13 protein-coding genes are annotated in these 15,397 nt (G+C 34.8%); 10 read left to right on the top strand and 3 right to left on the bottom strand.

Going from position 1 to position 15,397, the window contains the following annotated elements:
• Positions 1 to 106: 106 nt before the first annotated feature.
• Together ABIB50_RS18490 and ABIB50_RS18485 are read left to right on the top strand one after the other, a co-directional pair.
• Positions 107 to 2,332, top strand: a complete 2,226-nt coding sequence (locus ABIB50_RS18490) for a peptidase domain-containing ABC transporter (RefSeq protein WP_429382107.1) — start codon at positions 107 to 109, stop codon at positions 2,330 to 2,332.
• Positions 2,333 to 2,344: 12 nt separating this feature from the next.
• Complete coding sequence (locus ABIB50_RS18485) at positions 2,345 to 3,664, top strand: HlyD family secretion protein (RefSeq protein WP_429382105.1); 1,320 nt, start codon at positions 2,345 to 2,347, stop codon at positions 3,662 to 3,664.
• A gap of 305 nt (positions 3,665 to 3,969) precedes the next feature.
• Here ABIB50_RS18485 and ABIB50_RS18480 read toward each other — a convergent pair whose 3' ends face one another.
• The gene (locus ABIB50_RS18480) at positions 3,970 to 4,332 is read right to left on the bottom strand and encodes a hypothetical protein (protein WP_429382103.1); all 363 of its coding nucleotides are present in this window, start codon (positions 4,330 to 4,332) and stop codon (positions 3,970 to 3,972) included.
• A gap of 486 nt (positions 4,333 to 4,818) precedes the next feature.
• Here ABIB50_RS18480 and ABIB50_RS18475 point away from each other — a divergent pair, with 486 nt between their 5' ends.
• The 8 genes from ABIB50_RS18475 (at position 4,819) to ABIB50_RS18440 (ending at position 11,650) form a co-directional block, all read left to right on the top strand.
• Positions 4,819 to 5,046, top strand: a complete 228-nt coding sequence (locus ABIB50_RS18475) for a hypothetical protein (RefSeq protein WP_429382101.1) — start codon at positions 4,819 to 4,821, stop codon at positions 5,044 to 5,046.
• Positions 5,047 to 5,087: 41 nt separating this feature from the next.
• Entirely contained in the window at positions 5,088 to 6,080 is a 993-nt protein-coding gene (gwsG, locus tag ABIB50_RS18470; RefSeq protein WP_429382099.1) for a grasp-with-spasm system ATP-grasp peptide maturase, read from the top strand.
• Positions 6,070 to 6,276: a hypothetical protein gene (locus tag ABIB50_RS18465; protein ID WP_429382097.1), complete on the top strand. Its 207-nt coding sequence runs from the start codon at positions 6,070 to 6,072 to the stop codon at positions 6,274 to 6,276. The genes gwsG and ABIB50_RS18465 overlap by 11 nt, the downstream gene beginning before the upstream one ends.
• Before the next feature lies 1 nt (position 6,277).
• Positions 6,278 to 7,270, top strand: a complete 993-nt coding sequence (gene gwsS, locus ABIB50_RS18460; protein WP_429382095.1) for a grasp-with-spasm system SPASM domain peptide maturase — start codon at positions 6,278 to 6,280, stop codon at positions 7,268 to 7,270.
• 170 nt (positions 7,271 to 7,440) lie between these two features.
• Entirely contained in the window at positions 7,441 to 8,565 is a 1,125-nt protein-coding gene (locus ABIB50_RS18455) for a hypothetical protein (RefSeq protein WP_429382094.1), read from the top strand.
• A gap of 42 nt (positions 8,566 to 8,607) precedes the next feature.
• Complete coding sequence (locus ABIB50_RS18450; protein WP_429382092.1) at positions 8,608 to 8,772, top strand: adenylyl-sulfate kinase; 165 nt, start codon at positions 8,608 to 8,610, stop codon at positions 8,770 to 8,772.
• Positions 8,773 to 9,064: 292 nt separating this feature from the next.
• Positions 9,065 to 9,871: a hypothetical protein gene (locus tag ABIB50_RS18445; RefSeq protein WP_429382090.1), complete on the top strand. Its 807-nt coding sequence runs from the start codon at positions 9,065 to 9,067 to the stop codon at positions 9,869 to 9,871.
• A 105-nt stretch (positions 9,872 to 9,976) separates the two neighbouring features.
• Positions 9,977 to 11,650, top strand: a complete 1,674-nt coding sequence (locus tag ABIB50_RS18440; RefSeq protein WP_429382088.1) for a hypothetical protein — start codon at positions 9,977 to 9,979, stop codon at positions 11,648 to 11,650.
• Positions 11,651 to 11,689: 39 nt separating this feature from the next.
• On the opposite strand, the gene ABIB50_RS18435 is transcribed toward ABIB50_RS18440, so the two are convergent.
• Together ABIB50_RS18435 and ABIB50_RS18430 are read right to left on the bottom strand one after the other, a co-directional pair.
• Positions 11,690 to 12,955: a hypothetical protein gene (locus tag ABIB50_RS18435; RefSeq protein ID WP_429382086.1), complete on the bottom strand. Its 1,266-nt coding sequence runs from the start codon at positions 12,953 to 12,955 to the stop codon at positions 11,690 to 11,692.
• Positions 12,952 to 15,252, bottom strand: coding sequence for a hypothetical protein (locus ABIB50_RS18430; RefSeq protein ID WP_429382084.1), 2,301 nt, complete (start codon positions 15,250 to 15,252; stop codon positions 12,952 to 12,954). The genes ABIB50_RS18435 and ABIB50_RS18430 overlap by 4 nt, the downstream gene beginning before the upstream one ends.
• Positions 15,253 to 15,397 lie beyond the last annotated feature (145 nt).

The raw sequence follows: 15,397 nt of genomic DNA, 5'->3' as shown, positions 1-15,397 counted from the left end.
ATCACTGGTTTATTTAAGATGTTGACGAAAGTTTTTAGCTTTGTTACTTTGATGGCCGGAATCTTATGGTTTATTTAAAAATAAACCGCTAACCTGATAACCTTTTATGAAGTCATTTCCGATATATATTCAGCACGATGTTAATGATTGTGGTCCTACTTGTATACGTATGGTCGCTAAATACAATGGGAAAAATGTATCCTTAAAGACTCTTCGTGAAAGAAGTTATAGTTCTCGGAGCGGGGTTTCCATGTTGGGCATTAGTGATGCTGCAGAAAGTATCGGATATAGAACGCTGGGCGCAAGAATTACCTATGACCAACTTGTAAATGAAGCTAATTTACCTTGTATAGCTCACTGGAAGCAAAAACATTTTGTTGTAATTTATAAAATCACGAAACGTTTAAGAATTGGTTCTTCGACCAAAGCCTCTGAATGGATACATATAGCCGATCCCGCCAAAGGACTCATTAAATACAGCTCGGATGATTTTAAGAAATACTGGATACCGACAAAAAAAGATGGCGAAGAAAAGGGGAATTGCCTGTTCCTAGAAACCAAACCTGAATTTAACAATTTAGATGATGATGAAATTGTAAATAAAGGTACGATTACCTATTTATTAGGATATTTGAGCATATACAAAAATCTTTTGCTACAGCTAACATTCAGCTTTTTAATTAGCAGCATATTTTCGCTTTTGGCACCTTTTCTTACCCAAACCATGGTAGACCGAGGAGTGAATTATAAAGACATTTCATTTTTGGGTTTGGTCTTAATTTCTCAATTTGCCCTGACGATAGGGTCGGCGGTGGTAAACTTTATTCGTAGCTGGATAATGCTGCATCTGTCAACAAGAATAAATATCTCACTGTTATCCGATTTTTTAAGCAGGCTAATGAAAATGCCCATATCCTACTTTGATAGTAAGGTAACCGGAGACCTTTTACAGCGGATGAATGATAATACCAGGATCCAAAATTTTTTAACGACAACAGTGATAAGTATTGTTTTTTCTGTAGTCAACTTTATGGTCTTCGCTTTTATTCTGGCTCTCTATAACGTAAAAATTCTTTTGTTTTATGTACTCGGAAGCGGCTTATACGTCTTATGGATCACATTATTTGCAAATTATAGACGGAATATCGACAACAGGATGTTCACACAACTATCAAACAATCAGAATAATTTGATAGAACTTGTAACCGGTATGCCGGAAATCAAGATGAACAATTGTGAACAAAGGAAAAGATGGGAATGGCAGAGGATACAGGCTCAAGTATTTAAAATAACAACCAAGGGTATGCTTATCGGCCAATTTCAAAGTGCCGGCGGACTTATTCTTACAGGGTTGACCAATTTTACCATAACGTATTTTTCAGCAAAGTTGGTTATCAGTGGTGATATGACGTTGGGAATGATGCTTTCAGTTCAGTATATGATAGGGCAACTAAGCGGACCCGTCGAGTCACTTATTGGCTTTATTAAAAGTTTACAGGACACCAAAATCAGTCTAGAACGCCTTAGTGAAATACAGGATGATGATGCAGAAGACTTTAATGGTAAAGAAAAATATTCTTCATTACCTGATAATAGAAACATTACATTAGAAAAAATATCTTTTCAATATTCCGGACCGCATTCTAAATTAGTATTAAAAAATATTAATTTGACAATTCCAGCCAATAAAGTAACCGCCATTGTTGGCACCAGTGGTAGTGGTAAAACAACTCTGCTGAAATTACTTTTAGGGTTTTATTATCCGACAGAGGGAAAAATTACGATTGGATCAACTCCGTTAACATCAATATTATCAAAAACCTGGAGAAAAAACGCAGGTACGGTCTTACAAGACGGATTTATATTTTCCGATACTATTGCCAATAATATCGCCATTAGCGATGAAGTTGTTGACAAGGAAAAACTTTATAATGCAGCGGAAATGGCGAATATTAGGGAATTCATCGAATCTTTGCCAACAGGATATAATACGAAAATTGGAAATTCGGGAAATGGAGTGAGTCAGGGACAGAAGCAACGACTATTAATAGCGCGGGCAGTATACAAAGACCCCCAATATCTTTTTTTTGATGAAGCGACAAATGCACTGGACTCAAACAATGAGTTAGTAATTATGAATAATTTGAATATTTTTTTTCAGGGAAAAACGGTACTTGTTGTTGCGCACCGACTTAGTACGGTCAAAAATGCTGACAACATTGTTGTCTTAGAAAAAGGAGAAATTGTAGAACAAGGAAATCATTTGACTTTGATAAAAGATAAAGGGCATTATTATAATTTGGTCAAAAATCAGTTAGAACTGGGTAATTAATCCGATAATGGTATGACAGAAAAAAAAGAAATTCTTAATATAAGTAAAATAGAACTACTTGATGACGAGGTACAGGATATTGTCGGAAGTGTACCCTCATGGATAGTAAATTGGGGTATGACCTTTTTTTTTGTGTTTATCCTTTTTTTATTTTCATTTTCCTTAATCTTCCAATATCCGGATGTAATTAAGTCTTCCATTGTGATCACATCTACCAATCCTTCCGTACCTATAATTGCCAATACAAACGGCAAATTAAAAAAACTGCTTATAAATAACGGTCAATTTGTTACAGATGGCGATGTTATTGGTATAATCGAAAATACAGCAAATTTTCAAGACATTAATTTACTGAAGTCCAAAATAAATAACATAACACAGGCTACCGTTTTAACGTTAACAATACCCGAATCGTTCAATAAATTAACTCTGGGTTCGGTTCAAACGGCATTTTCATCATTTTATAGCCAGTACAAAAATTTAAAAGATTTTTTAGCAATAGACTCCTACAAGAATAAGGTAGTATCATCTCAAAAGCAGGTGCTTGATTACGCCATCTCCCTGCGTTCTTTAAAACGCCAAACTGTTAATCAAAACGAGATACTTAAAATTGCGTATAAAAACTTACAACGGGATTCTATATTGCTCAAATCTAAAATTATAACACCGTTTGAATATCAAAAAACGGAGCAGAACTATTTGGAAGCTCAAAATACTTTTTTGAAAACAAAAGCTAGTATTGATAATACAGAAATGCAAGCTAACCAGGAACGTTTTAGAACAAATGATTTACAAAATGAAAAAGACGACAAACTCAACCAACTTCAGAATACCGTATTGCAATCTTGCAAACTTTTGCAATCTTCCATAATTGACTGGGAGAAAGCCTATTTACTTAAGTCTCCAATAAAAGGAAAAGTATCTTTTAATAAATTTTGGGCGGAAAATCAGAATGTGACAACCGGCAACGTGGTCTTTACCGTTGTGCCAACAGAACAAAACAAGGTTATTGGCATAATTAGCATTCCAATTGCTGGATCGGGTAAGATCAAACGGGGTCAAAATGTTCATATAACCCTCGACAACTACCCTTATATTGAATTTGGCATGCTGGAGGGAAAAATCAAACATATATCATTGACGCCTGAGTTAAATACAAACGGCGCTTTTTATACCGCAGAAGTAGATTTCCCCAATGGATTAAAAACCACTTATAAAAACATTTTACCGTTTAGCGAAGAAATGATCGGCTCAGCTGAAATAGTTACAAATAAATTGAGCTTATTTGAAAGATTCATGCAACCCCTAAAGTCCCGTATACATCAATTATGACATCTGACTAACGGCGAATAATGTTTATTTCTTTCAATTGACGCAGATTGTTTTTCGAACTAGCCCGTGTAGCCATTTCTTCTTTCTGAGTGAAACACTTCATTTTATAACACTGTACTGAACTTTTTAACAGCCCGATAGAAATTAGGAGATAAAGCTAATGTCTGACTCCTAACAATAGGCCGACTAGCAAAATTCCGACTCTAAAAAGTTACTGCGTTAAAAGCAAATAATTTATCATTTTTGTACTTCGAAGGAGAACAGCCTATGGCAGTTCATATTGTGTAGGCAGATCCTAGATCTGCCTACTTACTTTCTGAATACGTCGGCTCAAATTCGGTGTCGTTTTTCCAGAGGATATAAGTCAGTATCAATAATTTTCTTGCAACTGCCGTTATTCCTATTTTCTTTGCCGGTTTTCTTTCTGTTAATATACTATCAGACATAACCGTTACCCGCAACTCTGCTTCTGTTTCCAGCAATTGTGCTTCCAGGAAAGCTATTTGCTTTTTAAGTCTTTTTATTACGGATGCAGGGCAGCCATGAGCGTGCTCCCTGGCATGGAGCTGATTCTTGGCAATGACCAGTTTTTCTTTGCCCTTCCGATGCTCCCGGCTTAAGAACTTGACCTCACGCATGATCTTTGATGGTTGCTTTAATGTCTTCATTGTTTTGGAGAGATTATGTTACTTAATAAGGCAAAGCTTCTAAAATCTTTACTCGCATTTATACGGGATACCGTAAGCTCCCTAAGTACTGTTCAGACTTGGAGAAGCATTAGAATGGGGAATCTGATTTTTTCGGAATATCATAAAGACTCCCTTAACCAAAATATTTCTCCCATTCCTCTTGCCTATTTCTCCAAAGAAACTTAATCCTTTTCAAACATACGAGTAACCAAAAAAACCAAGCCTAAGATTATGCTTGCTGATTGGCTATTAATTTATAATTGACTCTGTACCTGCAAAACCATACATAAACGTCAGCGGACAAGATTTTCTATTTTTTGCAACGTATTTTTAAAGGCCTTAATTAGGTAAATTTCACTTTTTTTCACCTAGTAAATTTTAATTTTTTTTAAAAACTTAATTGTGAAAATTTATTTTTAGCTTTACGTAACCTCAATAATGAGACGTAACCTAAATTTGATAATTATGAAAAAGAAACTGACAGGCCTTGCACAGTTTGTTCAACTTACTCAAAAAGACATGCTTGAAATAAATGGAGGAGACGATGGTGGTTCTGGTGGTTCTGGTGGCGACTTAACACAAAAATCAGCCAATACCAAAGTTAACACCTATTCTGTAACCAAAGACACTATTGTACAAGACGTTTCTGAGGACAATCAAACGGATTGGTCATGGACTCAAGATCCAAAATAAGATTTTTTTACCATTCCGGCATTCTTTAGTATAAATTCTTTATGATTTTAATCATCAGCAAAAGAAAGCTGGAACCATCTACTGAAGCAGTTATTGATTGGTTGAATTTTTTCAACCAATCAATTTTGCGAATAAATGGTGATGACATCTACGTCGGAAATACACTTAAAATTGAAGGTGATTCTAAAAACGGAGTCTCTGCTCTTTACAAATTAAAGGGCGAATATGTCAATTTAAAAGACATCAACTTTTCAGCTGCGTGGTACAGGCGCTGGTCAGATAATGACCATTTAAATAGGTTTTTTCCTTCATTAATGAGCCACGAACATTTCCAAATGATACATCAAGTTGTAGGGAATGACATGGGGGATCTAAGAACTTTTTTTATCAGACAGCTAAATGTCAAATCTTGGTTAACAGACCCCAGATATGCAAATGTAAACAAGTTAAACGTATTAAAATTAGCTGGTGAAGAGCAAATATCTATCCCTGATTCTATAATTTGCTCCGATTTAGAGACCTTAAGAAAATTCAAGGGACCTAGGCAAATTATAACCAAGGATTTATCCAATCCTTACTTTTTTTTCATTGACGGTTTTCGAGTTACTTCTTTCACCACGGAAATAACTGATACTATAATAGAGCGTTTACCGCGAGTATTTGTTCCCTCTTTTTTTCAAGAATTAATTGAGAAAGAGTACGAAGTACGTTCATTTTATCTTTCGGGTAAATTTTATTCCATGGCGATATTTTCTCAAAATGACGAACAAACGCGCGTTGATTTTAGAAATTACAATGGCAAAGTTCCGAACAGAACGGTCCCTTACAAACTGGAACATGATTTAGAAGAAAAACTCATCAGAGTTTTCGAAAAACTTAATTTGAATTCCGGCTCAGTGGATTTAATAAAAAGCAAGTCTCAAGGAATGGTATTTTTGGAGATAAATCCCATCGGGCAGTACGGAATGACATCCGGGCCTTGCAACTATAATTTAGATAAAAAAATTGCTGAATTCTTGATACATGGAAGATAAAATACCTAATATTAATAATATCATACCAGAAGATTTGATGGAGCTATTACCAGTAAATTTCAGGTTAGGTGTATCAATCGATTCTGGAGATGCGGATGCTTTTAGGGCTAAATTTTATGAAAGTGATTTTTATCAAACAATTCACGCTACTGCAATAAGGCCTACCAAACCTATTTCAAAAATATTTAGCTGGTAATATGACGTATTTTAAACTGTATGCAAACGTTGTACCGGTCAAGGGAGCAAAAAGGTTTATTATCTGCGATCTTCAACGACAGAATTATCATTATATTCCCGAGGAAATGTATGAGTTATTAATACATTATTCTGATAAAACTATTGAAGAATTAAAAACTATCTATATAAGTTATGAAGATGATATTATCGATGAGTATGTTAAATTTTTAATAGATAAAGAATACGGATTTATCACTGCAGAGCCGGAGAATTTTCCTTCAATAGATTTGAAGTTCGAATTGCCAGAAAGAATCAACAATGCAATCGTCGACGTAAATTGGGATTCAGATCATGATTTTTACGATATTTTTAATCAATTGGATGATCTTGATTGCAAAAATCTAGAGATAAGATTTTACGATATTGTTACGTTCGATAGTTTAGCCAAGATATTGAAATCAACTACGGGTAAACGTTTTAAGAATATTTCGGTGTACCTTAAATTTTACCCGGATATCGCAAAAGGTATCGAGCAGTTCTTTTTTGCAAATTCCTTTGGGAACATAGGTATTATTTTTGTGCATTCGGCTGACGAAACTAAATATGAAACAGTATCACTGACTGATATATGCTATTCAAAACACATAATTTCTTCAGCCGACTGTTGTGGCATAATCAGTAAAAAGTATTTTAATATAAACCTACCAACATATTTAGAAGGATTACATTACAATACTTGTTTAAATAAAAAAATAGGAATCGATGTTCATGGAAATATTAAAAATTGTCCGAGCATGGTTAAGTCATTTGGTGATATAAAAAGTATGCCTTTAGGTTCTGTCATTGAGAATGAAGTTTTTAAAAAACCCTGGGGTATCACGAAAGACCAGATTGAGATCTGTAAAGATTGTCAGTTCAGGTATATTTGTACAGATTGCAGGGCTTTCGTCAGTGATAATTATCAAAAACCTTATAAATGTTCTTATGACCCTTATCTTGACATATGGAATTGAAGCGCTATTTATGGATACTATGCTGTATCGTTATCTCGTACCCTGCGTGTTCACAAAATCAAAGTGATTACACGAAGTATTTAAAATATAACAAGCAGAATAGTGCATCAGACACTCTCCCTATTTCTGTATTGGGCAATGTCGTACAAAACGATGGCTCGTTTAACTATTTGAAACCACTTAAAAACCTGTTAAGCCTCTCGCCCGAAAGATTAAAAAATATTGACCGGCAGGATTATCATGAAACTCTTGCTACATTGTTTTCTTTTGTGGGTGACGTAAACAGGGCCGCTATTGAATTTAAGAAATCAGGTTCTTTAAATGAAGATGGCTGGGCAAAGTACCTTTTGAAGGATACAAACTCCTTTACCATAACTAATTTTTACGCTGTTTTGAAAAACATAGCATTAAACAATAGGGTTATTATGTTTAATGAAGCACATCATATTCCTATTTCTAGAACATTTGTCGCTTCGTTGCTACCACATTTAAAGCAATACGGATATCAATATTTAGCTTTGGAGGCCCTGAACAGCGATTTTAATGCTTCGGATAAAGCCTATATGTTAGGTAACTATACAAAGGAGCCGCAAATGTTTAATTTGATAATGTATGCAAAACAGTTAGGCTTTACAATAATTAAATATGAACCTGACTATTTTTCCTACAAGCATACAGCGGATGCACGCGATTCCTTGCAAGCCGAAAATTTATACAAGGTTTTAAAAAAGGATCCCAATACCAAAATAGTCGTTTTAGCAGGTTATGGTCACATCCAAGAAAGGATCCCCAACCATACAATGGCATCTATATTGCAAGAAATTTCCAGTATCAATCCCTTGACGATAAACCTCATAGCTTTTAATCAATATACCAATGCCTCTGATACCAAAAAGCTATATAATTCTATTGCAGGTACGCTAAAAGTCGAGATACCGTCCATTCTACTTCGTAAAAATAATTTTGACTTTTATCAAAATAAAACTTATGACTATAACGTCATATTTCCATTTTATAAAGAAACATATTTGCGACCGAACTGGATACGTTTAAATACCGACTATCACGTTTTAAAATGTAACGCTATTGCTCCCTTTCAATTGGTACAGGCATACAAGGAAAATAGTGCGCGCAGCCTTGAAGAAATAACACAATTTAATGTCCCGACAGACCAAAAATGTTTAATGTTCGAAGATAAGCAAACGGATCTTTATCTAATCCCAGGTAACTACCTAATAGTTTACAGAGACGCAAATTATGGAATCATAAAGTCTTCAAAAAAACACATTAAATAGTATAAAGTAATATATTCCAATCGGTTAAGAGGAGTAAGATTTTTGCACTTGGCAGGTGCCCTATTCAAGTACCTAACTACTCCAATCGAAGTTTGCATCGAGCGTGATACAAAAGGGTTTTATGAAAAAATTAAACAGGAACTATTAAAAAACTTTACGGGTATAGATTCGGTGTTTGAGCTTCAACATCAGCAAGCTTGTATTTAGATACATCCCAAGTATCCCTTCAAAAGTGCATTGAAAATTTTTTAAATGTTTTTAACAAGTAGTACTACAACATTAAAATGTAACCGTCTTGGAAAATCAAACGGGCGGTTAAATAGCGATTTAAGCGACCTTTACAAGATGCTGTGTGGGTAGGTGATTTTTGTAATTTCAAGCGGAAGACAATCAATTTATGTTGATGTTTTATCTGATTAATTGTCGAGCTATATTTAATCTTTTTGCCAAACCAGGTTAAAATTATTTTTTTATATTTAAATTATAATAATATTATTCTATGCGATATTTTAAACAGTACGGTTGCAAACGAACCGGTACAAATTATTTGAGAGCATTGTTAGAGCGAAACTTCTCAGATATTATTGTTTTAATGCATACCCTTGGCGGAAAACACGACCATCCTGTCGATCTGAAAAAATTTCTTTATGATTATCCAAATGATCCTGTTGGTTTCGTAGCGATGTCAACACAAGCTTACCCCGCAGAAACCACACATCCTTTTGATCCACAGCAAAAAGAATTTATTAAAAATAACGCTGTCGCCATATTTAACGCCATTTCAAAGAACCAAATTCATTATCTTGTATCTATCAAAAATCCATATGCTTGGATAAATAGCAATAAGGATCCATCGTCCTGGATAAATGGAAATTATAGGCACATGCTGACAACACATGGGGAACACTCCGATCGCTCACGGACTGAATTGTTAATTAAACTAAAATCCATCGAATTTAATTCGATATATAGTTCATATCTAAATCTTGCTAAAAAATTCCCTGATCAGACGACAATTGTTAAATATGAAGATATCCTGACAGATCCTTTTAGTTTTCTTGACAATCTTAAGGAACAGTTGCAACTCAAGTCAAGCCTAACGTCGTATTCTGACATAAAGGGCAACGCTAATCCTACAATTTGGGACCAGACCGCCACACCCGAAGATGAAAATGCTAAATTCTCAAAGGATTACTATTTAAAAGAAAAATACCTTGAGGACTTGTCGCCCAATATGATTGACATTCTTGAAATGGAAATAGATTGGGAACTTATGAAAAATTATGGCTATTATAAGCGCAATTAATAGGCAATCAGGTTTTTTTAGTTTACATCTAAAATATCAAACATATTTCACGAAATCGCCCCATCAAAAAGTATAGTTTATAGCCCTTAGTATCAGTTTATTAAATTGCCTGATCCTAGTACAACTATATTTGGAGTCCAAGGATGGAGAGTGCTTTCCGGTTTGGATGGACACGGCTTATTGGGCTTTCAGTTACAATTAAAAAAACATATTTTTGATCATAAACCTAGTCATTTTTTCATGCTGCATAAAATTATTCGAACGAAGCTAAGTCCTCTTTGGTTACTGTTGTTTTTTTTCGCTTACTTTTTGTTTTGGTGGAGTTACAAACTTGGGTCACTGCCAGGTTTACATGGTGATGAAGCATGGTCTGGTCTGAAAGCCTACCGCTTTGATGGAAATGGAATAACCCAAATTACTGGGATGAATAATTATACAGGTGTTTTAGAGGCTTTAAGCTCACTTTGCACTTTTAAAATATTGGGTATGGGGGTTGTACAATTACGATCTGTTGGCATTATTTTAAATCTTATTGGCTTGATGGTATTGAGTTGGCAAATCAAGAAAATAATAAATAGTTCTGCTTCAGTTGTTCTTTTGATGATAATAGCGCAATCTGTCATGTATCTTTTTTTACCACGGGTAGCATGGGAAGTAAATACTTATAATTTGATTTTATCTGCAGTTACTTTTATGCTTTTTGAAAAGATCCGCAGGCGAGAGAGCGACTCTCATTTTCTTAAAGTGATTTTTTTTCTTCTTCTTAACATTATTGGTAGTTATAATCACATCGTATTCTCGTGCATATCTATTAGTGCATTGCTAGGCATTGTTGTTTGGAGCCTTTACAACCACTCACTATTTTATGCCAAATTAATTTATCTCTTATCAATCAATGCTCTAAACATAGTTGCTGTATTTTTATCAATGAGATACTTCAATCAAGCGCTATTTCATCATTTAATAATCTTGTCAATTACATTGATTACTATCTTACTTATGGAAGTTAAAGTGTATCAAATTATAACCAAAATTGCAATCCCACCCTCTCTTAAAATTTGTATCTCATATTGGGTAATAAAACTTTTTTTGGCTATTTCTGCTGCTTGGTTTCTTTACGTACACGGATTGGCTTTTTTTAATGTAATTAGCGGCTACAAAATTCTGTTAATCGGTTATTCCTATACTTGCCCAGAATGGGCTAAATGGATTATGCTAATTTTTGCTGCATTTTACTGCGCTTATTTGCTAATGTTTATTTGGCTTGACGTGCGCAGTCGGAATAACTCTTTGTTAGCTATATATATAATTTGTTATTGTGGTTTATTAACATTTTACACCACCGGGACAGCTTTTCGTTACTATCTTGGCTTATACCTGATTACAGCATGTTACCTTGCTTATAAAATAAGTATTGATCTTAAAAAACAAACGCTGTTCCTCGGCATGCTTACCGTGGCAATAATTTGTGTCAATTTGCTCCAGATAGAGATCTTCTGCACGAAAAATAGAATGGTCAAGGCAATCTGGTTTAAGTGGAGCGCTAATCAGATTGCCACATCTGCACATTTTCTGCCCAAAGAACCTCTGTTAAACTATCTGGTTTCTCATAATGTTACTAAAGTCAAATGTTCAGTTAATGATGATTATTTCATAAATGGACCTCTTTTGTTTTATGAATTTGCCAAACCTCGGTCAGCAGGCTTCGGCAATCATTCTATATCAATATCATTTGATAAAAAGAATGGTACCGGATTTATAATAAAACCTAATAATTGATGTTTAGCAGGCACTACTTATTTCATATAGTTTGCGTGCTCAACCAACCCATTGGTTGTTTAAAAAGTCATGGAAAGTTTGAAGTTGGATTAATACGCAGGCAAAATAAATAACGATTAAGTAATATCGGTGTTTAGGAAAAAATTTCATACAAATCAAGGAAGCAAAAAACAGGCAATAGTATAATAGCGTCCATTGATACTGATAAACACCTGTTATAAAAAAACATATTAATATTATAAGACCCACAGATATCATTTCGATAAGTGATTTTTCGACATGATTAAAAAGCCAAACCAAAAATAAGATAGCAAAGGGTGTACATAGCAAATGTCTGTTAATACTCCAAATATTAGTTGCGCCGTTTAAATTAAATGTAAAAAAAGTATCAAGTATTATAGTGGCACTTAGTATTGAAGTTGAAAATATGACAGCAGCACCAGGCCCCGTTTTTTCAGAACTTAGGTTCTTGAAAAATAAATATGTCCATCGCACACAATAGAAAACTGCTAAAACGCCTATTGTAAAGGCTACACCATCAATACCCAGCATACGGTGTGGTTGATAGGTGGTTAACGGTAATTTTGGTATGAGCCAGTTGCGTTTCCAGAAGCGTTGTACGTTAAAAAAATAAAACCATTTACCTGTTTGATGCCATTGCAAAAGCGTAGCAATTAACATACCAGCAAGGCTGCTGGCAATATTGTAAAGAATAGAAACCCTTTTTTGACTTGTTTTTTCCCGCGCTAAAAAAAAGACGATAATTATAGCGGGGATAAAAACCGTTGATACAGGTTTGGTTAGTGCGGCAAAAAAGAAACCAAAATTTTTCATATAAGTCGAGTCATTCTCGAATCCCACCAAGATGAAAATAGTGAACAAGAAAAATAAAGCTTCAGCGTAAGGTAAAGCAAAAAATACAAAAGACGGAGAGGCCAGAATAAGCAGATAAAAAATATAAGGCATGTTCGCTTTTTTCTGAAAAAAAATGAAGGCGAAAATAAAAATGCAGGTATTGAGTATACACACACCAATTTGACTCAACGAACTTATCTTCCAAATGATGGGAAATAAGGGAAAAAACGCAAGATTACAAGTGGTAAATGGTATAAACTTATAACCGGCTTCTTTTATGGATGAATACCAAAAAGCATCCCAATTTAAAACATTATTGTTGTTAGGAAGTGTAGTTATAATGTTAAAGTGATCAAGTAAAAAATACCCTGCAACTAATGAAAAAAAATGAGCTATTACTGCTACTGCAGGTTTATATTCACTATAAATTGTCAATACCCTTTGCCTCATAATTTACTTTTTTTGCTTGGTCCGAATTGTCTAGGATAGTAAGCCAGGCTGACCATAAAGAATTGCTGAAGATTGTTGACAGTACCTGTCCGCAATGTATTGTTGTTAATTGATCTTATAATGTTTGAACGCTGTCTTAGCAGATCTGTAGCTGTTAACTTAAGCTCTAGCTGTTCTTTTTTTAACAAACGGCAATACAAGTTTGCATTCCAAATCACGTTTTTTATTGTTTTATCGTAAGAGTTGGCGCTAATGTCATAGCTGACAGTGTTTACAATAACAATGTGTTTAGGCCATGATAACTGTATACTGGCACCCGTTGAAGCCCCGGCCGAATAAAAGCTATTATTGGTTCCAGAACCAGTAAGTGTATTTTTTGAATAATTTACTGTTCCTATTATGTCATATAGCAATAAATCATTTTGTACATAATTTGCAAGCCACAACAAATTGGCGTTTATATTTCTGGAAGTTTTTAACCCATTATCTAAATAATATGGGCTCTTTGAAAATTCAACTCTTGGAAAAAGTTTGATACCGAACGGATTAGTGAAAAGTTTCCCCGATTTTTCAAACGACATTGACATATTAATATATCGATAACCGTTAATATTTACAGTATAACTTTTTCTTCGCCCTTGATTATCATAAGTACTGCTGTCTGAAAATTTATTAAGAGTTAGGCCGGCATTAACATTTAGTTTAAAAATTCCGCCGTTATTAGGCAGTGAATTTTGGTAAGACAGGCCCAGATCATGATTATATTGTTGTTTTAAGTTTGGATTCCCGAAACGGAAATAATTTTGGTAAGCGCTATCAGTCAAAGGCGCCAATTGCGCCATGTTAGGGATTGTAGTTTCTGTTTTGTAGCGAATGGTATATAACTTGTTAAACAATCCCTCTTTATTGTGGCTGAATCGAAAATATAATGAAGGCAAAGGCGCAACATAATTTCGATCTATTTGCTGAAAAGCCTTCTGTGAATTGTTATGTTGGTTAACCAACTGAAGTTCTGATTTTATCCCCATCGAAAAATATTTCAAATTTCGTATCCCAACTATCCTTTTAGCATATGTAATTTCTAAACCAGGACTTTCCAATAGATAATTATAGGTGCTTTGATTGGTTAGGTAAGAATCCAATAAATCATATTGACCATCACTCGTGTTAAATTTATTTACAGTTTGATCACTTTTTTCCTGATTGCGCGTTAGCGTATTGCTTAAGGTAGAGGTGAATGGGCCTATGTACCCGCTTACACTATTTAAATTCAATTCTCCATATAGGGTTTGATTAAACATGTTTTTAGCTTCAGATTTTTTACGATCCACCGTACTTGAACTGTTATTGCTCGAAACATCAAAAATGTTTTTCAATTGTTCTTGATTGGTATACTGATCAGAGCCCAGGCGATATCGCAAAAGAAATATTTGTGTTAATGATTCTTCATTTTTACTAATATACTCTGCTGCCAGGTTTAATTTTTGATCATCCTTTTGGGTAGCAAAAGTGTTTGTGCTGCTATTTAATAATTGATCTGAAGCATTTTTGGTTGTGTATTGGCTATAACTGTTAATATTACTGTTTTGCTGCTCAAGCGTTGGATCAATTGTTATTTCCTGTTTTGTAGTCAAATTTCTATAATGACCCCTTAGTTGTTGGTCCCGACGGCTGCTGCCCTCCTTGTTTTCTGTATGTTGTTTAAGAACATTATTTGTTAATGAGGTAATGTCATCAAACATCCTGTTTGTAGTGTTTTGGGCGGCATAGTCAAAATATTCGGCTTTGGCATTTGTAGTTTTTGTAAAATCTCTTGACAGGCTAATCCCCCCGGCTTTGAACTGGTTGAGGCCTTCCATGGTAAAATTTGATTGATAGCCGGTATTATCATTACCCCCGGGCTTATAAACAGTTTGCCTAAGCATACTTTGTACATCGAAAACTTGCTTATTAGTGTTATTGGTTGCACCCATAACACTAACCTGGTCTTTAGGCGAAAAATAATTTAACGCTATATTTCCCTCGCGTCGGTGATCGGTGCCTAAACCTCCACCTGCTTTTCCAAATGCACCGCCTTTTATGCCTTTTTTTAAGGTCACGTCCATTATAACTTGTTTAGTCACATTAAATTCATCAGAATTCGTTTTATCATCGTATACCTTTACCTTGTCTACGGCATCTTTTGGGAGATTCCGCATTGCAATGACAGGATCACCGCCAAAAAAAGGTTTTCCTTGAACAAAGAGCTGGCTAACATTTTTACCATTTACAGAAATTTTGCCGTCAGCCCAAACCACTATCCCGGGTACCCTGCGCAGCATATCCTCTACCACTGCATTGGGTTTGGTTTTAAAGGCTTCGGCATTAATTTCCAAGGTGTCACCATGCATTACCATGGGTGGTCGTTGGCCAACAATTGTTACTTCTTTTAACGCATTATAT

The sequence above is a fragment of the Mucilaginibacter sp. UYCu711 genome, assembly GCF_050433825.1.
Lineage (GTDB): Bacteria > Bacteroidota > Bacteroidia > Sphingobacteriales > Sphingobacteriaceae > Mucilaginibacter.
Note: the sequence above shows the minus strand (reverse complement) of the source record. Positions and strands in the feature narration are given on the sequence as shown.